The organism is Chryseobacterium taiwanense, from assembly GCF_000813825.1.
GTDB lineage: Bacteria > Bacteroidota > Bacteroidia > Flavobacteriales > Weeksellaceae > Chryseobacterium > Chryseobacterium taiwanense.
This window is the reverse complement of sequence record NZ_JWTA01000001.1, coordinates 186658-208890: the sequence shown is the minus strand read 5'-3', so window position 1 is coordinate 208890 and position 22233 is coordinate 186658. Positions and strand designations below refer to the sequence as shown.

The window sequence follows — 22233 nt, the reverse complement described above, 5'->3', positions numbered from 1 at the left end:
ATGATTATTTTTTCTTTCCTTTTGCAGGAGCTGCAGCAGCTTGTCCTGGTTTAGGTCTCTTAGCACCGTACTTAGATCTTCTCTGAGTTCTTCCATTTACACCTGCAGTGTCTAATGCACCTCTTACGATGTGGTAACGTACTCCCGGTAGGTCTTTCACCCTTCCGCCTCTAACCAATACTATCGAGTGCTCTTGAAGATTATGTCCTTCGCCCGGGATATAGGCGTTAACTTCTTTACCGTTAGAAAGTCTTACTCTCGCTACTTTTCTAAGTGCAGAGTTAGGTTTCTTAGGTGTAGTAGTATATACTCTCGTACATACACCACGTCTTTGTGGACAAGAATCAAGGGCAGCCGATTTGCTCTTCTTGGCAAGCGTGGCTCTTCCTTTTCTTACTAATTGTTGAATAGTAGGCATTTAATTGCTTTTTATTTTAGGGTGCAAAAATAGTAATATTTTTTTAATTAACAAGTAGTTATGAAGAAATATTAATTTACAAGCTACAGATATCGAATCTTTTCTTTCTTGAATCCTTTTAAATTAAATGAATTTGAATAATTAATTTATTTAATCTATTTTCAGCTGTGATGTATATAAAACCTTTGACTTAATCTTCACAGTATCATTTAGCAACCATTTTATTTTAGGATTCAAGGAACCAGCAACACTCTCTTTCAAGCTTCCTTTCTGTTTATTAGTATGTTTATATTCAAAAGATTTACGAATAAGAGGAAAGTGATATGTAGTTTTGGTTACCAAATTCTTCTCATCATTATATAAATACTTTTTATCCTTAAACTTGAACATCTGAGATTTAATAATACTCCTATTTTTCAAATAGTCTCCGGGATCTTTTAAATTATATAATGTATGAAACACAAAAAACAAGCAAGCAATTCTCCATATCCATTTATCTGAGCTTTCATTCTCGAAATATAAAATCAGGAATGAAAAAAATATACAAATATTTGCCGCAGCCATCATTCGAACATTCATTTCCTCTATTTGTTGAAACCAGCCCGACACCCACAAACAGATTCCGTACACTAAGGCTGTTATCCATAATATAACATGAAAAAAATACAACCGCCCCGCCTTTGCTTTTTTATAATATTTGAATAAATAAACAATTAACCCAACGTCCAGAATAAAAATTAACAATTGAAAAATCATACTTGGTAAGCTAACAGAAGCCGGCTTAAGCCCTATAAATGGATTCACCAAATTGACCAATCCAAAAATATTCCTTATCGTATAAATAGAAAGACCACTTTCAGGAAGTGCTCTTTCGTTCTCCCCTACTACACTGCCAAAATATAAATAATTAAATAACAAATAACTTGTTATTCCCACCCCGGAAAAGAACACAAAAAGCAATATAGGTTTAAAACAATTCGTTTTCTTTATTTTACTGAAAAGCAATACAATCGCAATAAGAAAGCCTAAAAAGATATACACTCCGGAATACCTTATCAAAAGCATACTAATCAGCATTAAAGAAGCATACAGAGCATTAGCATACTTCCCTTTATCATTTTGAAAAAGTTCATGCAAGAAATAAAACAAGAAATACAAAAAGAAAATAAATGGCCCTTCAGACATCGCCTGGATAAAAACAAAAAAAAGTGTTTTCCCTGTAAACAGCAAAACACTTTCTCTAAAATAAAATCTTTTATAATAGGAAAATCCTAAAATAATCATGGTAAACAAAAGACTTAATATTCTTGATGCTAAGAAATAGTCATTACAAAATTCATAAAGCAATCTTAACAATACAGGATAGCCAATCGGAAATAAATTAGTTTCAGGATAAGGTAAATCTGTAGCAATTTCAAAATAGGACAAACTATCTGCTCCAATTCCTCCATTCGCAATAAAAAACGGTTGAAAAAAATAAATAACAACAGAAAGTACGGCTAAGATTTTATATTTAAGCATATTTGATACATCATCGTTTCGGGCAATAATAAGAAAAATTATTCAAATTATTTTAAGAAAACCTGCAATAGCCAACATCTATTAGATTCAACCACAGTTCGGCACAGTATTTTCTACCTTTGCCATATATAAATAATAAATCTATGAAAAACGCAAGTATCATTGGACTAAAAGAAGCCGATTGTAAAAAAATTGCCGAAAAATTAAATATTCTTTTGGCAAATTATTCTATTTTTTATCAAAATACAAGAGGTTCTCATTGGAATATTAAAGGAGAACAATTTTTCACGCTACACCCGAAATTTGAAGAGCTTTACAATAGTTTAGTTCTTAAAATAGATGAAATTGCTGAAAGAATTCTAACATTAGGCGCAACACCTGCACATAATTATTCAGACTACTTAAAAGTTGCAACCATTAAAGAAAGCCAGGAAGTAAGTGACGGAACTAAAAGTGTAGAAATCATTTTAAATTCATTTAAAGTAGTCATTGACCTTCAAAGAGAACTTTTAGACATTACAGACAAAGCAGGAGATGAAGGTACAAACTCTCAGATGAGCGATTACATCACCGAACAGGAAAAAGAAGTTTGGATGTATAATTCTTATTTAGGGAAATAACCCATTCAAAAACCTAAAAATATTACAAAAAATCGTCTTACATTTAGACGATTTTTATTTTTAATTAGTAAATTTGCGTTAAAACAACACAATTATGCACGATGTACGATTAAACTCTATTCTAGATAATGATTTTTATAAAATAACAATGCAGAATGCTGTCGTGAAATTATTTCCCAGCTCTATTGTAAAGTATGAATTCATTAATAGAGGTAAACATGAGTTTCCGGAAGGTTTTGATGTAGCATTAAGAGAAGCCGTAAATAAAATGGCCGAACTTAAACTGACAAAAGATGAGAAAAAATTCATGGCACTCACCTGCCCATACATCGATCTTCCCTACCTTGATTTCCTTGAAGGCTATCATTACGACCCATCCGAAGTAAAAATTGTTCAGACCGGAAGTGACCTCTCCGTAATTGTAGAAGGACTTTGGTATAGAACTATACTTTGGGAAGTGCCTTTATTAGCTCTCATCAGTGAACTTCATTATGAGATGAATCACATGGAAAGAGATTCTAACGAAACCGTTATAAGCAAAACCGCCGAGAAAGCAGAATCATTAACTAATCTAGGAGTCAATTTCGCAGAATTCGGAACAAGAAGAAGACACTCTTACAAAGTTCAGAATTTAGTAATGGAAGCGCTCAATCAGAAAAAAGATTCAACATTTATCGGAAGTTCGAATGTACATTTCGCAATGAAATACGGAGTAAAACCAATCGGAACCCACGCTCACGAATGGTTTATGTTTCATGCAGCTGAATACGGTTTTAAAATGGCCAACGAATTAGCACTGGAACATTGGGTAGATGTTTACAGAGGAGATTTAGGAGTTGCCCTTTCCGACACTTATACTACAGATGTTTTCTTCCAACAGTTTGATAAAAAATTCGCAAAATTATTCGATGGAGTTCGTCATGACAGCGGTGATGCATTGGAATTTGCAGATAAAACCATTGCTCATTATCAAAAGCACGGAATAAACCCTTTGTTTAAATATATCATTTTCTCTGATGCTTTAAATTTGGAAAAAGTAGAAGAAATCACCAATTACTGCAGAGGAAAAATTGGAATATCTTTCGGTATCGGAACCAACCTCACCAATGATGTAGGGTTGAAACCTATGAATATTGTAATGAAACTTATTGGCGTACAAGCACCAAATAAAGAATGGATCCCAACAGTAAAACTGTCTGACGAACATGGAAAATACACAGGAGATCCTAAAATGATTGAATTGGCAAAAGAATTTTTGAGAATAAAAGATTAAAAACTGAACCAAATGAAAAATTTATTACTTTACCTTACAGTTATTTTCACTTTAACCTCTTGTATCACTTACACAAAGGGGCAAGATGGAAAACCCGGAGCGCCCGGAAAAAATGGTGATTCTAATAATTCAAAAACAAGTTTCAACCAAAAACTTGCAGATTCTTTAGGAGCTGATAAATATGGTATGAAAGCGTATACTATTGTAATGCTGACAACCGGAACTACCAAAATTGAAGACAAAGCTAAAATGGGCGAATTAATGAAAGGACATATGACCAACATTGGGAAATTAGCAGACGAAGGAAAGATTATCGTTGCAGGACCATTCAGAGAAGACAACAAACAAAATTTTGAAGGAATGTTCATCTTTAACACCAAATCAAAAGAAGAAGCTGAGCAATGGGTAAAATCTGATCCAGCTGTTCAAGCCGGAGTTTTTGGGTATGAAATTTTCCCTTGGTATGGATCGGCTGCTTTGCCAATGTATTTAAAACATCATACTGAGATTTCTAAAGAAAATCCTTAAAAATGGGATTTTACAGCAAATTCTCTGACCAAGATTTGATAGAATCTTACAATAATCAAATTGACTATCAAGGTAAAGCAACAAAAGAGCTTTTAGAGGAAATTACATCGAGAGGTTCTATCAAAGATTTTCAGACTAAAATTGAAAATCAGAAAACCTTATTAAATGAACGAAACAGAATCATTAGAGAAATCCATCAACATTATTTAAATAAATCTTCAAAACAGGAATGCTTTTCATTAATAAGTTCAGAATTGATTTCTAAAAAAGAAATTCAAATTCTCGTAGAAACAAAATACACACACATTCAGCAAAATATTGAAAATTTAATTGTTGATTCGGATACTATACTTAAAAGTTTCGTAGGAATAATTGTTTCATCAATTATCAGCTCCTTAGTTATTACTTTGCTTATTTATTTTATCAACGCACTTATAGTATTCCATTTCTTTCTTCTTATTCCAGCTTACATCATTAATTATTTTATCATCCGCTTGATTACAAAGAAAACCAGAGATAATCTAGCTGTTTTTATCGCAACTTTTTTAGCAACAGTTTTAAATTTTTTGTTTTTTATAATTTCAATTAATTAATAATTTTCAAACAGGAATTAACCTTCTTAAAACCTCATAAAAATCTGTGAGGTTTTATTATATTTATAAAAACAAAACCAATATGAAAACCATTGAAGAAGTTCTTAAAAAATTAGACGAAATCATCATTTGGTGTAAAGAAAACAAAAGTCCAGCCGGATATTTTGCCTGTACGTACAGAATTATGACCGCTCAGGTTCTGAAAGGAATACAGCAGAAAAAATTTGAAGATAATCCAAGAATGACTGTATTGGATATTGCTTTCGCTCAAAGATATCTTGAAGCCTGGGAAAACTACCAAAAAGGTAAAAAATGTACCAACGCATGGTTTTTAGCTTTTGAAGCAACAAAAAACAAGGATCTTCTTATTCTACAACATATCTTCCTTGGAATGAATGCTCACATCAATTTAGATTTGGGAATTTCCGCTGCCTCTATAATGTCATACAGAAAAATCACTCCTCTGAAAAAGGACTTTGAAAACATCAACAATGTCATCGCTTCCATCAATCAAAAAGTTCAGGATTCTTTAAATAAAATCTGTTATCCGGTAGAATTAATCGATAAAATATCAAACGGCAAAGACAATGTTATTTTAGATTTTGCTATTTCCAAAGCAAGAGACACATCTTGGGCAACAGCCGTAATCGCTTCAAACACACCCAACTTTTTAAGAGAATCTGTTATTGGAATTGTAGATTACGCCGCAGCAAAAGTTGCTACTCAAATTTTAAGCCCGAAAATTCTTACTCCTGTTTTACTAAAAGAATTAAAAAAATGTGAAAGCACAGATGTTGTTAAAAACATAGAAATTTTGCAATCCACAAAAAATACTTAAGAAAATTCAAACAAATATATTTTACTTTTCTTTTTGTAATTTTGGGCAATGGAAATGAGTTATTTGATAATCGGATTTATTGTTGGAGGAATTTTAGGAAGCATCATCCTTTATTTTATGATGAAATCTTCGATGGTTTCCAGAACTTCTCATGATGAAATTGCACATCAGAACATCAAATTCTCTTCAGAAATTGAGAACTTACAGGAAAAAAATCAAAATATTCAAACTCAACTCTTAGAGGAAAAAGATTCTTATTTGCTTCAAACCGATCTTTTAAATGATCTCAAAAGTGAATTCACAAAAATATCTGCAGAATACAATTCTATTCAGTCACAACTTGAAAATCAAAAATCAACCCTTTCTGTTCAAGCTAATCAAATTGAAAAGCTTTCAACTGAAAAACAAGATCTTATTGCTAAAAATGCAGAATTTTCAGCTTTAAATCTGAATCTAAAAAGCTCTCTGGAGACTCAAAAAGAAGAAATTTCAAAAATTCAGGAAGAAGGAAAATTACAGTTTGAAAACCTAGCCAATAAAATTTTAGAAGAGAAAAGTGAGAAATTCACTTCTTTAAATCAAAACAATTTAAAAATGATTCTTGAACCTTTTCAGGAAAAAATCAACGATCTTAAAAACAAAGTCAATGAAGCCTATGAAAAGGAAAACAAAGAACGTTTTTCTTTGGCCGAAAAAGTAAAAGAACTCGCCTTACTCAATCAGCAAATTTCCGAAGATGCTAAAAAATTAACGAAAGCATTAAAAGGAGAAAGTAAAACTCAGGGAAACTGGGGCGAAATGATCCTGGAAAGTATTTTAGAAAAATCAGGATTGGTAAAAGGACGTGAATATTTCCTTGAGCATGAGCTTCGTGACGAAGACAACAAAGCTCTTTTCTCAGAATTCTCGGGTAAAAAGATGCGTCCCGATGCCGTTGTAAAATATCCGGATGAAAGAAACGTCATTATCGATTCTAAAGTTTCTTTAACCGCTTTCACGGAATTGGTAGATGAAACTGACGCTGAAATCTATCAGATAAAGATCAATCAGCACTTAAATTCCATCAAGAATCACATTACACAGCTGAGCCAAAAAGCATATGACGATTACGGTAAATCTTTGGATTTTGTCATGATGTTCATTCCAAGTGAGCCAGCCTATATTGCAGCTATGCAAGCAGATCAAAACCTATGGAATTTTGCTTATGAAAAAAGAATTTTACTATTAAATCCGAGTAATTTAATCACCTCTTTAAAACTCATTGCCGATCTTTGGAAAAGAGAATACCAAAACAGAAATTCTATTGAAATTGCAGAACGCGGAGCAAAACTTTACGATAAATTCTCCAGCTTTGTGGAAAATCTTGAAAAAGTAGGCCGAAATATTGATCAAGCAAAAAATGTTTACAATGACGCCTTCAAGCAGTTATACACAGGAAACGACAATTTAATCGTTCAGACACAAAAACTGAAATCTTTAGGAATTAAAAATAAAAAAGAACTTCCACAAAGTTTGATTGACAACTCACAACATCCATTAGAATCTTAAACAATATGATAGAAAGTTTTCAAAACGAAAAAATAAAAGGTCTAACCAAACTGATTACAGATAACCGTCACAGAAAAAAATCGAATGTTTTTGTTGTCGAAGGTGATCAGGAAAATGAAAGGGCTCAGAAATTCAATTTCGAACCTGTAGAATTCTATATCTGTGAAAGTATTTTCAAAGGAAAAACTCCCAATGGAAGAATCCACTTTGTGAATGAAAAGGTATATGAAAAAATAGCTTACAGAGGAAGTTCCGAAGGAATCATCGGTATTTACAAAACTAAAGATGAAGATCTGCAATCATTCACTCCTAAAAAAGATTCTACCATCATTATCGTAGAAGGTATAGAAAAGCCCGGAAATTTGGGTGCTATTTTAAGAAGCTGTGAAGCTTTCGGAATTGACGCATTGATTGTTTCTGACGGGAAAACAGATTTTTACAATCCAAATGTTATCCGATCAAGTGTAGGCTGTTTATTCGGCATGAATGTATTCCAGTCAGAAAACCAGAAAACACTGGAATTCTTGGAGAAAAATCAGTTCAATATATATACAACTATTATGGACGAGAATGCAGCAAATCTCCCACAGAGAGACTTCACACAGAGGTCAGCTATAATTTTCGGGACAGAACATTCAGGATTAAGTGAGTTTTGGTATCAGAAAGGACAAAATACTTTAATTCCTATGAGCGGAAGTATTGATTCCTTAAACCTGAGTAATGCTGTTGCCATTACCTGCTACGAAGCATTAAGACAAAAGATGATTTAAAAAACGTAATCATCAATTTTAAACAATAAAAAAACCGCTTCATTTCTGAGGCGGTTCTTTTATTGTAAGATAAGTTAGAATTATTTCTTAACTTCTTCTTTTTTAACTTCAGTAGTTGTAGTCGTAGTAGCTGTAGAATCAGCAGCTTTAGTAGCTGTAGAATCAGCAGCAGGAGCAACAGCTGTAGAATCTGTAGCAGGAGCAACTGCAGTAGAATCTGTAGTTACAGCAGTAGAATCTGTAGTTGTAGTTGTAGCTTCACCTTTTTTACAAGCAACCAAAGAAATAGCAGCGATAGCAGCTACGAATAATGACTTTTTCATAATAAATTAAATTTAATTTTGTTAATATTGTTTTATAAAACTCTTTTCTGTTCTGTTATTTGAACAAGACAAAGGTAGAGTAGATAGAAAATTTGTGTATGAAAAATAATTGTAATACTTTTGTAAAACAATTTTACAAATAAACACAACTGAATTTCAACAACTTAATCATTTAAACGAAAATTGACAGATTTAGATCTATTGCATTTTGAGCAGTTAAAAAAGGACGTACAGGCTCAATATTTAGAACAACACACCCCTTCTTTTGATGATATTTCAAAATGGAAGGGTATTGACATCATATATTTCCAGGAAGATCTTCGCAAAAAAGCAAAAGGCAACATCAGCGAAAAGTCTTTTTATACTTATTTCAAAACTTCTCCTGTCACTAAACTTCCCCGAATCGATATGCTCAATTTATTGAGTATTTATACGGGTTACGAGTCTTGGTACGATTTCAAAAAGCAACATCTTTTTGCCGGAGAATTACTCACAGACGATGAAGATTTGAGTGAAGATGACACTAAAGAATTGGAAAAAACAATCTCCGCGTCACTTAATTTACCAAAACTGGAAATTTCACCTGAAAAAACAGAGTCTAACACTCCAAAAACTGGTGATTTACAAAAATCAAATACTGATAATCAATTAATTAATAAAAACAAGCAAATTTCACAACCTTCCGATCTGGAAGTTCAGAAACCAAAGAAAAACTTCTTCAAAAAGAATGCTTGGGCAATAATTACATCCATTTTGATCCTTATCACTGGATTACTTGGATTCAAGGATGCAATTTTTCAAAAAACTTATACTTATTGTTTCACGGATGCAGATCGTGCCGTTTCTGTCATGAACACTATTGAGATCAAAGTCATCAAAGAAAATGAATCTCCTATTCTTTATAAAATAAAGCCTGGTGAATGTTTTCGCTATTCTACTAAGGATAAAAATCTGAAATTACAGATAAGTGCTCCTTTCTATGAGGATCTGGAAGTCAACAGAAATCTGGAGAATGCACCGGAAGAAGAGATGATCGAACTGAAACCTGATGATTACAAAATGGCGGTTAATTATTTTTCCATAAAAGACGCCAATGGAAATCCAGAACTTTTAAAACAAAAACGTAAGCAGCTAGATAATTTGATTAGCAACAACGCTATTATTTATCAGGTTTACGACAACGCAACCTACGGTATTGAAACGTTAGACAAGCAGAAATATATCACTCTAGTAACCACTCCTACCACTTCTCTTAAAAACCTAAGCGTAATTGAGATGAAAAGAGAAAAAGGGAAAATAGTATCTATTAAATTTAAAATTGCTAATACAGATGAAAATAACAAATAATCTTTTAGTTTTGGCAGTAATGCTTTTTAGTTTAGCATCATGTAACAAAAAAAACACAGAAGTAAGCGATTTAGATAAATTAAGAAACAGTAACAACAGAAAGACATATCCTGCGGTGCAGATGGATAGCGCACAGGCTATTAATTTCATTACCAAACAAAAAGTTCAGGAATTGTTGGATCTTTCTACGCTTTATCTCTCCGGAAATAAAGACACCGAAATCGACACTGTTATTTACTCTCAAATGGGAAGTTATTTCAAAAAACCGGACAGTCTTACCTTCAAAAGATTATTCCATGAATTGGATAGCTTAAAGGTAAAAACGGTGAAAGTAAACAATCTGGAAGTTTATAAAGATATTCACAAGAAAGACACCTTAGATTTTGCAAAATTCAGTGTTGAATATTTCGACAGCAAGAACAAATCTATAGGAGTATTTGAGAAAAACGCACAGTATATTTTACAATCTGCACCGGTGAAATTTAAAAAGGAATTTAAATTCTATTTTCTAGATTTCTATTCTAAACCTTTACCGAAGGACAGCACGTCAGTAGGAGTTACCAAATAGTCTAGCGGAATATCATTTTCCCAGACATCATCGATATTCTCATCGGGGTTAAAATAATTAACTCCGATTTTTTTTACATCTTTTGAAGTATTTTCAAAGAAACCATCATAGAAACCTTTTCCATAGCCTACTCTATTGCCTTTCTCATCGCAATATAAAAGCGGAGTGATTACGTAATGAAAAAATGTTTCTCCGGAATCTTCATTAGAAACAGGCTCCGGAATTCCCCAATTGCTGGTTTCAAATAATGTATCTGCAAAAATTTCAATATTAATCAGTTTATTCTCCACAATTTTAGGTACAAAAACACGAATCTTTTGCTTTAAAAAAAAATCAATGAATAGTTGCGTATTGATTTCCTTTCTTTCCAGAATAGGGATAAAAACATGCACTTTCTCTCCTTCTTTAGGATTGAAATAAGCAATGAAATTTTCAAAAACTTTTTCAGATAACAAGAAAGCCTCATCAGTAGACAAGGCTTTTCTTTTTTGGGTATATTTTTTTCTAAGCTCGGCTTTTAACATAGCAGTTATGCGTTTTAAGCTTCTAGAATTTTGTATAATTTGTCTGACAAACGAACTCTGAAAGGCAATTCAAAAGTAATTTGATCTCCCACTTTTGCCGTATCACTGAAATCTCCGTTCACAAAAATCTGAGTAATTGTAACTTCCTGATCTCCTGTTGTTGGTCCGGAAATTAATACTTTATCTCCAACTGAAAGCTCTTTGTTTTCGATTAAAAACTGAGCAATTTTTGATTTTGAATAGTAATGTTCAGCTTTTCCGATCAAAGTCTTTTTAACTTTAATTTTCTGACGGATATCTTTTGTTTCTGCCTGTGCCGCCTTTGCCAAAGTTTGCGTAGACAGATCTCCTGAATTTTTGAATTTCAAAGCATCAGATTTCCCTTTTCTGAATACTTTGTTACCCACCTGAAGTCCTTTTCTCAATTTAACTTGTTCATCCCAAGACAAATGAATTGTTTCGTGGCATTCTGTAGAACAGGTATTTTCCATGATCGCTTTACATTCATCACATTGGATAAATAATAAATGACAAGCATCGTTGGCACAGTTCGTATGATTATCACAAGGTTTACCACATTGGTGACATTGTGAAATAATATCATCCGTAATTCTTTCTCCTAATCGATGATCGAATACAAAGTTTTTCCCGATGAATTTACTTTTTATTCCTTCTTCTTTGATCTGACGGGTATACTCAATAATTCCGCCTTCTAATTGGAAAACATTTTTAAAACCTTGATGCTTGAAATAAGCACTCGCCTTTTCACAACGGATTCCCCCTGTACAATACATCAACAAGTTTTTATCTTCTTTAAAATCCTGTAATTGATCATTGATAATAGGTAAGCTTTCTCTGAAATTTTCTACATCCGGAGTAATCGCCCCTTCAAAATGCCCTACTTCACTTTCGTAGTGATTTCTAAAGTCCACTACAATCGTATTCGGATCATCAAGCATATCATTAAACTCCTGTGCTTTTAAGTGAATTCCTTTATTGGTAACATCAAAAGTCTCATCATTCAACCCGTCTGCAACGATTTTGTGTCTAACTTTAATGGTTAATTTTAAAAAAGAGTGGTTGTCTTGCTCAACGGCTACATTCAAACGAATGCCTTTCATAAAGTCATATACTTCCAAAGTCTCGCGAAATGCATCAAATTGATCCGCAGGAACACTCATTTGAGCATTAATCCCTTCGTGAGCAACATAAATACGACCTAATGCATCAAGGGCATTCCAGGCTATAAATAAATCATCGCGAAATTTTTTGGGATCTTCAATTTTGGCATACGCATAGAAAGACAATGTAAGACGTTCCTTACCAGCTTCATCAATAAGTTGAGCTCTTTCTTCTGCGCTTAAGGTGTTGTACAGTTGCATGCTATAAACGTTTTAAGTGAGAAAAATTTCTGCAAAGGTAAACATTTTAAAATTAAACACCTTTGATTCCTCAATGATTAATATCAAGGGAATTTCATGTAATAACAATAGATTTTGGAACGAAATTTTATTGATTACTATTTCAATTTAACTTTTAGATGTCTTTATTTATCTTACAATATGCCATATTGGCGTTTAATAAAATTTTAAGATTAGTTAATACTGGCAAATAATTACCACATAACACATAAAATAATGTTATTGTAGTTAAATTTTAGTTAAAACTGAAACATTTAATACCAATTGCATACCTATTTAGCATTAAATTTGTTTACAATAAAACGAAAAGATAAATAATATAAATAATTAAGAAAGATATACAATGAAGAGTACTTTAAAAAAACTATTACCATTTGCAGTAGTAGGCGTTATGTCCGGAGCTACTACCGTTGGAGCATTACAATATTTCAATCATGATTCCAATAACGGAGATCAATCATACTTCACAAAATCGGCTTCAAACGTTTCTTTTGCGGGAATGAATTCTGCAGCAGTAGGTGAAGATTTTGTAAAAGCAGCGAAAACAACTGTTCCAGCAGTCGTTACCATCAAGAATTATCAATCAAGATCTACGAGCAGAGCCTCAGAGCAGGATCTTTTTGATTTCTTCTTTGGTCCTCAAAATGGAAGAGGTCAACAAAAACAGCAGCAACAGGCTCCTGACAATATGCCATCAGGAATGGGATCAGGGGTAATTATTTCGCCGGATGGCTATATCATTTCCAACAACCACGTTGTGGCCGGAGCAAATAAACTTGAAGTAGTTTTAAGTAACAAAAAGTCCTATATCGCAACATTGGTAGGAACTGACCCTAATACGGATATTTCTTTATTAAAAATCGAAGAAAAAGGATTGCCTTATTTAAATTTTGCCAATTCTGATAATATCGATGTAGGACAATGGGTTCTTGCGGTAGGAAATCCACTTGGATTAAATTCAACCGTAACTGCAGGAATCGTTTCTGCTAAAGGAAGAGGAATCGGAATTTTAAGTTCACAAGGGAAAGCAGCCAACCCAATTGAAAGTTTCATTCAGACGGATGCCGCTATTAACCCAGGAAACTCAGGAGGAGCTTTAGTAAATACAAACGGTGACCTTATTGGTATTAACTCAGCAATCCAGTCTACGACCGGTTATTATCAGGGATATGGCTTTGCTGTTCCTGCGAACTTAGCGAGAAAAATTGTTGAAGACATTAAGAAATTCGGTATTGTACAAAGAGGATTCCTTGGTGTAACAACCATAGACCTTTCTAACGATCAATTGGTAGCAGCTTACAATAAGGATCAGAAAACCAATATTAAGGCTGGATCAGGAATGTATGTTACCGGATTCGGAGAAAATAGCGGTGCGGAAGATGCAGGTATCAAAAAAGGAGATATCATCACTAAAATTGACACTTATGCGATTACAGATTTCGCTGATCTTTCTGCAGCAATCGGAAGCAAAAGACCTGGAGATAAAGTACAGGTAACTTATGTAAGAAACGGTAAGGAAAATGTAACTACAGCAACTCTTAGAGACCAAAAAGGAGGTACTTCTACAAGAACAAAAGCCGACCTTAGTGTTACCGAAAGAATCGGAGCTGAGTTTGAACCTTTAAGTGATAGATTTAAAACAGACTATGGATTAAACAGTGGTGTTGTTGCTAAAAATGTAACTGAAGGAAGTGAGATTGCCAAAATCGGAATTGTAGATAATTATATCGTTATCGAAATCAATGGTAAACCGATCAATTCACAAAAAGATGTTGAGAAAATCCTTGATAAATATTCAGGAAATGTACAGGTGAAATTTGTGGATGCTTACGGACAGATTTACACAAGAGGCTTTAAAATGCCTTAATTGAAGAACTAAACTTAAACTTCATATCAAAAAAGACGCTACAAATAAATTTGTAGCGTCTTTTTTATTTAAACCCAAACGCTTTTTAATGCAAAGTTTTATTTAAAATACAATTAAGATGAAGTGAGCAGAGAAGAATCAACGAGTTGATTTGATGAAGCGTATGTTCAAGCTTTATGAAGGAAATTTTCTTTGCTTTTATCTTCTAAAATACTGCTGAATAAAGCATCATTCTTGCGTTAAAAACACACTTCCATCAATTCAAACATTCTCTTTATTAAAGAAAAAAAACCGTTGCAAACTGCAGCGGTTTTTTATTTTATCTACTTATGATTTATTCATTTTTTCAGCAACCCTTTTTTTCTTATTTCGTTCATAAAAAACTTCAACAATCTTTCCTCCAATCCAAGAGAATGGGAAAAAGGTAAGAAAAATCGAAATCTTATAAAATGTAGGATGATATGGAAAAACAATAACATCCAACATCGCTATAAACAGCATAATGAAACCAATAAGAATAGCATAAGCTACTTTTGCATATTTAACGATAATTGCCGTTGCTACTCCTCCTACTGTTGTTCCTAAACCGGAAATAAACAAAAGGAAACCGAAGAACGCATTATTATCCTGCATGCTCTGAAGAAATCTTTGCCAATGCTCAAACGGAGCAAAAGCCTCGAAAGTAACCCATTGTGGAAACACTCTTATACCAAGAGTAATAATAAGCCCCGCAATTCCGAGCCCTACAATAACCGCCAATGTATTTCTTAAAAAGTTCATTAATTCTTAGTCCTGATGTGCAATCATAGAAATTTCGATATCAACATTCTTTGGCAAGCAAGAAACCTGAACCGTCTCACGAGCAGGATAGCTGTCTGCGTCTAAATAAGAAGCATAAATATCATTCATTACCGCAAAATCATCCATACTTTTAAGGAAGATTGTTGCTTTTACAACATTTTTAAATGTCATTCCTGCTTCAGTAAGGATAGCTTCAAGGTTTTTCATTACCTGATGCGTTTCTTTTTCAATTCCTTCTACCAATTTACCCGTTGCAGGATCTACAGGGATCTGACCAGAGATATACAAAACTCCGTTTGCAAAGTTAGCTTGTGAATAAGGACCGATAGCTGCAGGAGCATTCACCGTGTTGATTATTTTTTTCATTAGAATTTATTTTGGGTGCAAATATAAAATTTATATTCTATTTCTCTTATCCAATATCATTTCTATCTTAGAAAGGTGCATTTGGTTGTGTAAAGCTTCTGTCTTTATACTTTAATGCATCACTTAAGATGTTCGCTTTTATCCCGATAAAGAAGTCATATACTTTATACTGTCCAAAAGGAACCCAGTTAAAGTTTATGGTAAAACTTCTCTGATCTCTTGAAAAACCAATACGGGTATAGGCAAGATCTTTCGTCACCATATCGTAATGAGTACTTCCGGTAATGTTCCAATATGGCGTTAATTTAATACTTCCGTCTAGTCCTACCGAAGCCATTTTAGTTGGTGTCCTGGATAATCCTTTTGAGTATTGATAGTTCGCACTCACATTCAATGTCCAAGGCTGCTCAAAACGGGAATAATTATCATCATCAAAATAATACACTTCATTTCGGATCTCTCCTTTGGAAGAGTATTTTTTCGAATAGTCTTCTTTATTACCTTTTTCATCTTTTCCACCAAAGATTTCACTACTTAAAGGATAAGACATCTGCACATTGAAACCTTGTAAGCTAAAGTGTCCAAATTCTTCAGTTCTGATCCCTGTCTCTTCTCCCGGTGCAAATAAAATTCTATATGGATCTAAAGATAAACTTGTATTTACGCTCAACTTGCTATTAAAAAAAGATGATTGTCCGTTGATCGTAAGAATCGACCAAGGGTGATCTTTTGCCGCAAAGTTGTAGTTCCCTGAAAGGCTTAATGATTCAAATATTTTTATCTTTTTTACTCCTGTAGAATCACTTTTTGATTTCACTTTCATTTCAATATTGTTTCCAATATTAAAACCAAGCGCTCCTACCATTCCTGTAGTCGGAGAACCTACAATTCCTTTTTCAAAAATTGAGTATGGAGTAAGTGCTCCATTGGCCGTATAATAGTTTTTGTAATACCCATATTTAGAGTCTCCAAAATCCGGTGAATAAGTAAATCCTATACTCGGCGTCATCATATGTCTTATTGCTTCAATAGTAGAACCCTTTTTAAAGTTGGCCTGTCCATACAATGTAGTCTGAATACTCGCTGTCGTTGAGAAAGTAGAAAATCCTGCTACCTTCTTATTAATCTGGTCTACAACTTCATTTTCAATCGGATCATAATATCTGGTAAGCGTTTTAGTCGTTAATGCATTATCAATATTAGCTCCTAAACTGAACGTAAAATATTTTGCAAAAGTAGTATTAGTTCCCAGCGTAATATTATTTTTTACACCAGTCTCCATTTTATCCCACATTTCTTTTTTAAACAATTCTCCGCTATCCGTCTGAACATAGTTATTAAGGTTCAAACTTGTATTCACCGTAATATTTTCAAGAAGCCCACTTCTCATTCCCGTTTTTGACTTGAATAAATAAAACTGATTTACCGCTACGTTCATTTGCGGCAATCTTAAATCCGCAAGCCCTGTTGCAAAGTTTTGAGAATATGAAGCCGTTCCCGTAATGGTAACCGGAAGTTTAAGGAATCTTTTAGTTAATGTCAACGTAGAGTTCTGCTGTGTTCTCAACACACTCTGATCCATTATATAATTATTGTTGACGGTATTATTATAAAATGTTTCACTCGTAGCATTTACCGAAGCAGAAAATGTTAAGAAAGGATTTGCTTTTGTATCCTGCGTGTGAGTCCAGGCAATTCTATAAGTCCCTGTTTCACTGTAGTTATCAAGCCCTTTTATCCCTCTGATTGTCTTTCCTATATCTGCGGAGAAACTTCCTGAGTATCTGTATTTTTTAAGATAATGCATCTCCGGACGAACGTTCCAGCTTCCTTTTGTATAAATGTCTGCTAAAACTTTCAAATCGAAATGCTCTCCGATCGGTTGATAATATCCAATACCATTTAAAAAGAACCCTACATCCTGTCGTTCTCCAAAACTAGGAATTAATATCCCTGCCGATCTTTTAGAAGAGAATGGAAGAATTGCAAAAGGCATGATAAGCGGAGTAGGAATCTCCTCAATATACATTCTGATTGGCCCTGTTACAATCTGAGAATTGTTTTTAGTTTTAATTAATTTAATATTGGAAGCCCTCATTTTATAATCGGGCAATGTATCTTTTTTCTTGATAAAAAAATCATCGGTAGTATAATCACCGTTTTTCATCGCAAATACAGTATCGCTGTACTTTTTTGTCTTTTGCGCTATAATTACCCCTTCACTTTCCTCTGTACGTGCATTATAGGCAATAGCCTGTTTTGTTTTTGTATTATAACTAAACTCGGTCGTTTCGTATGTTTTACCGCCCTGATTGGTAATCACATTTTCTATGATCTTCCCGGAAGCATCTTGTTTCCCTCTTGCGTAAATAAGATTTCTATTATGATCTATCGAAATATAATCCGCATCGATCTGCATATCCTGGTATTTCACCTGGGCATTTCTCAATAGATAGGTCATTTTATTCTGAGGATCTGATCGCTCTTCATCAGCTTTTGTTCTCAGAACATCATCTAAAGATTCTTTTTTTACAACAATGGTATCCTTTTGGATAATAGTATCATTAACCGCACTTCTAGGCAATTTTTCAGGCGTTTTCTGTGCTAAAAAATTGTTAAAAATTAGGATAATTAAAATTTGTAATATATTTTTGGAGACGGTTTTGGCCAATTTTATGTTATATAATTAAGGTTCAAAATTAATATAATTTTTAAAACTGTAAGATGTACAAACAAAATTTTAAAATAATTTTAGCATTTCTTGCGATACTCCTTTTCAACTTTTCCTTTGCTCAAAAAAAATTCACCGTAGTCTTAGACGCTGGTCACGGTGGAAGCGATATAGGAGCCAATAGAAATTACTCTGATATAGGTCTTGTACAAGAAAAAGACGTTACGCTCGGCATCGTTCTTAAACTGGGAGCAATGCTTGAAAAAAATAAAGATTTCAAAGTCATTTATACCCGTAAGATTGATGAGTATCCGTCTTTAACGGATAGAACAAATACTGCCAACAGAAGTAAGGCAGATTTATTCATTTCTGTACACGTCAACTCATCTCCGAGTAAAACTGCTACGGCAAGAGGTACCGAGACTTTTGTACAAGGACCTGCTCAAAACAGAGAAAATCTAGAAGTAGCCAAACAAGAAAACAATGTGATTTATCTGGATGAAAAAGATAAAGAAACATTCTCTTCTTATGATTCTTCTTCACCGGAATCATTGATTGCCCTTAAATTACAACAAAGTAAATATCTTGAAAACAGTCTTATCCTAGGAACCTTTGTGGAAGATAACTTTGCCAAAACGGGGAGATTCTCTCGTGGAGTAAAACAGGAAAACCTACACATTTTAAGAAGAAGTGCCATGCCTTCCATCTTAATTGAAACCGGATTTGTTAACAATTATGACGACGCCGCTTTTTTATATTCTGAAAAAGGACAAATGGAAACGGCAGAAAATATTTACAAAGCGATCATAGATTACAAGAAAGCAGTCGACAGAAAAACATCTTCAGGTACTCTTGTAAAAAAACCGGAACCAGAAAAACCAGCCGAAGTAGCCCTTAAAAATGATTTCAGAATACTTCTGATTACTTCTTCTGTAAAATATAATGAGGATGATCCTGCTTTAAAAGGACTTAATTATATTCTGACCATCAAAGAAGGCGGTATCTACAAATACTACTATGGAGTTACGAATATGGCTTCAATTAAAGACATCAACCTAAAAACCGCTAAAGATGCCGGATTTAAAAACGCATACGCAGTCGGATTTATGCCTAATCAGAAATTAAGCACAGGGTATTATACTATTGAACTGTATGTAGGTTCTGACAAACTGAGCAGTAATTCATTCATTCTTCAGTCTCTGAAAGATGTGGAAAGAACCAAAACCAACGGAACATTCTACTACACCTACGGAAAAGAAGATTCTTTGGAAGGCGCTGTAAAACTTCAGAAGGATCTTGAAAAGAAAGGAATTAAAAACACTGTCATTCAGAAAGTTTACAAATAGTTTAAAAAATAATTTTGAAGTTTAGAAGTTTATTTATACTTTTGCAACCTCAAAATTTGGCCTATTCGTCTAGTGGTTAGGACTCAAGATTTTCATTCTTGCAACAGGGGTTCGATTCCCCTATAGGCTACCAAATAAGATATATATTAACTCGCGAGAGGATAAATTTGAAAAACCAAAAAATATTTTAAAATTTTTAAAAATAAATTTGGTAGATAAAAAAAAAGTTTATACTTTTGCACTCACATTTGAACGATATGGCAAATCATAAATCAGCATTAAAGAGAATTAGACAAAACGAAGTTAGAAAAGTTCGTAACAGATACTATCACAAGACTGCTAGAACAGCAATGAAAGTATTGAGAAATGAGGACGATAAAGCTGCTGCTGCAGAGCAATTGCCAAAAGTTATCTCTTTGTTGGATAAATTAGCTAAGAAAAACATTATCCACAAAAACAAAGCTGCTAACTTGAAAAGCAAATTAACTAAGCACGTTAATAAACTAGCTTAATAAATATAGTTGGCCCGTTCGTCTATCGGTTAGGACCTCAGATTTTCATTCTGGTAAGAGGGGTTCGATTCCCCTACGGGCTACTAAAATTAATTACTACTAACCGAGTAATTGATATAAGAGTTGAAACTTATAAAAACAAAACACTGACCCTGTAATTCATTTTACAGTTTGGTAGATGGCCCGTTCGTCTATCGGTTAGGACCTCAGATTTTCATTCTGGTAAGAGGGGTTCGATTCCCCTACGGGCTACTTAAAGAGATTCATTTTTGAATCTCTTTTTTATTGTACCTACTCTTTAAACCTTCATTAATACAGATAAAATTAATTGGAAAAAATTCAATAGAATCTTTAATCATTAAAAATTTTCTCCCAGATTAAAAGAAATTGAATTTAAATATATACCTTTGCAACTCATCAGATGATATGATGTATTAAACATATGCATATGCAGATCCAAAGAAAAACATTAGCACAGGAAGTAGCAGATCGATTAACTGAAGGAATCGTCAATAGCGAAATTGTCGTGGGTGAAAAATTGCCTACTGAACCTGAATTAATGAAAATCTATGGCGTTGGTCGTTCGAGTATTCGTGAAGCGATTAAAATACTTTCGATCAAAGGGATATTGGATGTACAACAAGGTGTGGGAACTTTTGTGGTTTCAAATACCATTCATGAGTCTTTGGAATCTCAGATGGATAAAGCACAGATAGAAGATGTACAGGAAGTCCGTTCTTTACTGGATGCTAAGATTGCCGCTAAAGCAGCCATAAACCGCAATGATGAGCAGCTAAAAAACATTAAGACCTATCTGGATCAAAGAAATACATTAGCAGAAGAAAATAAAGTATCAGAATGCTATCAGGCGGATATTAATTTTCACGTAGCTATTGCAGAAGCTTGTGGTAATATTCTTTTACAGGAAATCTATACCATCGCAAGTTCACATATTTTGAGATCTTTTGAAAGTCGTCACAATGACACAGAATCTTTTATTGTTTCTCAGAATATTCACCACCGTCTTTATTTAGCTATAGAAACTCAAAATGCGGAAGAAGCAGCATTTATTGCTCAACAAATTGTTGACCAGGTTTATTAAACATTAAACTTTTAACAAAATTCATCAGATGACCTGATGAATTACAAATTTATTATGGAAAATATTACTACAAAAACAATTGACACAACTAAAATTGTCTACCCAATTTTATTTATGATCAGTTTTTCACATTTTTTAAATGACCTCATCCAATCTACCATTCCATCCCTCTACCCGATTATGAAAGGGGAATTTAATTTATCATTTGCTCAGATTGGAATTATTACATTGGTATTCCAACTCACGGCTTCAATTCTACAGCCATTTGTCGGAATTTACACGGACAAGAAACCCAATCCAAGATCACTGGCTATTGGAATGGGATTCTCTATGGCAGGTTTGTTATTGTTGGCAGCAGCTCATCAGTATTACGTGATTTTAATCGCTGTCGGATTAATCGGAATGGGATCGTCTATTTTTCATCCTGAAGCATCCAGAGTTGCTCAGTTAGCTTCCGGCGGACAAAAAGGTTTGGCACAATCGATCTTTCAGGTCGGTGGAAATTCAGGAAGTGCCATTGGACCTTTATTGGTGGCTTTAATTATCCTTCCGCTGGGTCAAGGCTATGTCGGACTTTTTGCTATCGCTGCATTTATAGGAATAGTCGTTCTCTGGAGAATAGGAAATTGGTATGCGGAAAGATTAAGTCTTAAAAAATCGGCAAAACATCCAAGTGATATTATCCATATCAATCTTTCCCGTAAAAAAGTTATTTTTTCAATTACGATTTTATTGGCATTGGTTTTTTCGAAATATATTTATCTGGCATCAATGACGAATTATTTTACGTTCTTCCTGATCGATAAATTTCACATCTCGGTAAAAGACTCCCAGTTGTATTTATTCATGTTTCTTGCAGCCGTTGCAATAGGAACAATTTTAGGAGGAAAACTAGGCGATAAATACGGAAGAAAGAAAATCATTTGGATTTCAATATTGGGAGCAGCTCCATTTACGCTTTGCCTACCCTATCTTTCATTATTCTGGACAATCGCTTTTGCCGTTATCATCGGGTTAATTATTGCTTCAGCATTTTCTGCCATCCTAGTATTTGCCACGGATCTTTTACCTAACAAAATAGGATTGGTAGCCGGATTATTCTTTGGGTTTATGTTTGGAATGGGAGGAATTGGTTCTGCCGTATTGGGTGCGGTTGCAGACGACACGAGTATTGAATATATTTTTAAAATCTGTGCTTTTTTACCCTTAATGGGAATCATCACGGCATTGTTACCTAATCTTAAGAAATAAACCTTTTTAAACTGTTTATTTAACC

General features: G+C 33.7%; 22 protein-coding genes and 3 tRNA genes. 17 read left to right on the top strand and 8 right to left on the bottom strand.

All coding sequences use genetic code 11. The annotated features are described in order from the left end of the window. Positions 1-4: 4 nt before the first annotated feature. Complete coding sequence (rpsL, locus tag RM51_RS00910; protein ID WP_002983146.1) at positions 5-418, bottom strand: 30S ribosomal protein S12; 414 nt, start codon at positions 416-418, stop codon at positions 5-7. Between the two features lie 150 nt (positions 419-568). Continuing rightward, a complete protein-coding gene (locus tag RM51_RS00905; RefSeq protein ID WP_039364007.1) occupies positions 569-1939 on the bottom strand; it encodes a hypothetical protein in 1371 nt (456 codons plus the stop codon). 143 nt (positions 1940-2082) lie between these two features. Between RM51_RS00905 and RM51_RS00900 the strand changes: the two genes are divergently transcribed. The 7 genes from RM51_RS00900 (at position 2083) to RM51_RS00870 (ending at position 8109) form a co-directional block, all read left to right on the top strand. Then, positions 2083-2559 carry a Dps family protein gene (locus RM51_RS00900; RefSeq protein ID WP_039364006.1) on the top strand — a complete coding sequence of 159 codons (477 nt, stop codon included), beginning with the start codon at positions 2083-2085 and terminating at the stop codon, positions 2557-2559. A gap of 94 nt (positions 2560-2653) precedes the next feature. Then, entirely contained in the window at positions 2654-3832 is a 1179-nt protein-coding gene (gene pncB / locus RM51_RS00895) for a nicotinate phosphoribosyltransferase (RefSeq protein ID WP_039364004.1), read from the top strand. A 12-nt stretch (positions 3833-3844) separates the two neighbouring features. Further along, a complete protein-coding gene (locus RM51_RS00890) occupies positions 3845-4360 on the top strand; it encodes a YciI family protein (RefSeq protein WP_039364002.1) in 516 nt (171 codons plus the stop codon). A gap of 2 nt (positions 4361-4362) precedes the next feature. Then, positions 4363-4953 carry a hypothetical protein gene (locus RM51_RS00885; RefSeq protein WP_039363999.1) on the top strand — a complete coding sequence of 197 codons (591 nt, stop codon included), beginning with the start codon at positions 4363-4365 and terminating at the stop codon, positions 4951-4953. Between the two features lie 82 nt (positions 4954-5035). Continuing rightward, positions 5036-5791, top strand: a complete 756-nt coding sequence (locus RM51_RS00880; protein WP_039363996.1) for a DUF5995 family protein — start codon at positions 5036-5038, stop codon at positions 5789-5791. A 48-nt stretch (positions 5792-5839) separates the two neighbouring features. Beyond that, positions 5840-7339, top strand: a complete 1500-nt coding sequence (rmuC, locus tag RM51_RS00875; RefSeq protein ID WP_039363993.1) for a DNA recombination protein RmuC — start codon at positions 5840-5842, stop codon at positions 7337-7339. A gap of 5 nt (positions 7340-7344) precedes the next feature. Beyond that, entirely contained in the window at positions 7345-8109 is a 765-nt protein-coding gene (locus RM51_RS00870; protein WP_039363990.1) for a TrmH family RNA methyltransferase, read from the top strand. Between the two features lie 80 nt (positions 8110-8189). On the opposite strand, the gene RM51_RS00865 is transcribed toward RM51_RS00870, so the two are convergent. Next, positions 8190-8432 (bottom strand): hypothetical protein, encoded by a 243-nt coding sequence (locus RM51_RS00865; RefSeq protein ID WP_039363987.1) that lies wholly within the window; start codon positions 8430-8432, stop codon positions 8190-8192. A gap of 183 nt (positions 8433-8615) precedes the next feature. On the opposite strand from RM51_RS00865, the gene RM51_RS00860 reads away from it, so the two are divergent. Together RM51_RS00860 and RM51_RS00855 are read left to right on the top strand one after the other, a co-directional pair. Continuing rightward, positions 8616-9779, top strand: a complete 1164-nt coding sequence (locus RM51_RS00860; RefSeq protein ID WP_039363985.1) for a hypothetical protein — start codon at positions 8616-8618, stop codon at positions 9777-9779. Continuing rightward, positions 9763-10347: a hypothetical protein gene (locus RM51_RS00855; protein ID WP_039363982.1), complete on the top strand. Its 585-nt coding sequence runs from the start codon at positions 9763-9765 to the stop codon at positions 10345-10347. Before RM51_RS00860 ends, RM51_RS00855 begins: the two co-directional genes overlap by 17 nt. On the opposite strand, the gene RM51_RS00850 is transcribed toward RM51_RS00855, so the two are convergent. Both RM51_RS00850 and trhO read right to left on the bottom strand, forming a co-directional pair. Next, a complete protein-coding gene (locus RM51_RS00850; protein ID WP_039363978.1) occupies positions 10296-10871 on the bottom strand; it encodes a 5-formyltetrahydrofolate cyclo-ligase in 576 nt (191 codons plus the stop codon). The genes RM51_RS00855 and RM51_RS00850 overlap by 52 nt on opposite strands. 14 nt (positions 10872-10885) lie before the next feature. Next, positions 10886-12253, bottom strand: coding sequence for an oxygen-dependent tRNA uridine(34) hydroxylase TrhO (trhO, locus tag RM51_RS00845; protein WP_039363975.1), 1368 nt, complete (start codon positions 12251-12253; stop codon positions 10886-10888). Positions 12254-12635: 382 nt separating this feature from the next. Between trhO and RM51_RS00840 the strand changes: the two genes are divergently transcribed. Next, positions 12636-14159, top strand: a complete 1524-nt coding sequence (locus RM51_RS00840) for a trypsin-like peptidase domain-containing protein (protein ID WP_039363973.1) — start codon at positions 12636-12638, stop codon at positions 14157-14159. 327 nt (positions 14160-14486) lie between these two features. On the opposite strand, the gene RM51_RS00835 is transcribed toward RM51_RS00840, so the two are convergent. The 3 genes from RM51_RS00835 to RM51_RS00825 form a co-directional block, all read right to left on the bottom strand. Further along, positions 14487-14939 carry a hypothetical protein gene (locus tag RM51_RS00835; RefSeq protein ID WP_039363969.1) on the bottom strand — a complete coding sequence of 151 codons (453 nt, stop codon included), beginning with the start codon at positions 14937-14939 and terminating at the stop codon, positions 14487-14489. A 6-nt stretch (positions 14940-14945) separates the two neighbouring features. Then, a complete protein-coding gene (locus RM51_RS00830) occupies positions 14946-15326 on the bottom strand; it encodes a RidA family protein (protein ID WP_039363966.1) in 381 nt (126 codons plus the stop codon). Positions 15327-15393: 67 nt separating this feature from the next. Further along, positions 15394-17997 carry a putative LPS assembly protein LptD gene (locus tag RM51_RS00825; RefSeq protein WP_039363963.1) on the bottom strand — a complete coding sequence of 868 codons (2604 nt, stop codon included), beginning with the start codon at positions 17995-17997 and terminating at the stop codon, positions 15394-15396. 53 nt (positions 17998-18050) lie between these two features. On the opposite strand from RM51_RS00825, the gene RM51_RS00820 reads away from it, so the two are divergent. From RM51_RS00820 to RM51_RS00790, 7 genes are all read left to right on the top strand, one after another. Then, complete coding sequence (locus tag RM51_RS00820; RefSeq protein WP_052248344.1) at positions 18051-19343, top strand: N-acetylmuramoyl-L-alanine amidase family protein; 1293 nt, start codon at positions 18051-18053, stop codon at positions 19341-19343. 58 nt (positions 19344-19401) lie between these two features. Next, a tRNA-Glu gene (locus RM51_RS00815) sits at positions 19402-19476 on the top strand. 124 nt (positions 19477-19600) lie between these two features. Continuing rightward, entirely contained in the window at positions 19601-19855 is a 255-nt protein-coding gene (rpsT, locus tag RM51_RS00810) for a 30S ribosomal protein S20 (protein WP_039363960.1), read from the top strand. An 11-nt stretch (positions 19856-19866) separates the two neighbouring features. Beyond that, a tRNA-Glu gene (locus tag RM51_RS00805) sits at positions 19867-19938 on the top strand. Positions 19939-20035: 97 nt separating this feature from the next. Further along, positions 20036-20107 (top strand) — tRNA-Glu (locus RM51_RS00800). Between the two features lie 196 nt (positions 20108-20303). Continuing rightward, on the top strand, positions 20304-20957 hold the full coding sequence (locus RM51_RS00795; RefSeq protein WP_165584975.1) for a FadR/GntR family transcriptional regulator: 654 nt from the start codon (positions 20304-20306) through the stop codon (positions 20955-20957). A gap of 54 nt (positions 20958-21011) precedes the next feature. Then, positions 21012-22208, top strand: a complete 1197-nt coding sequence (locus tag RM51_RS00790) for an MFS transporter (protein ID WP_039364557.1) — start codon at positions 21012-21014, stop codon at positions 22206-22208. Positions 22209-22233: the final 25 nt, after the last annotated feature.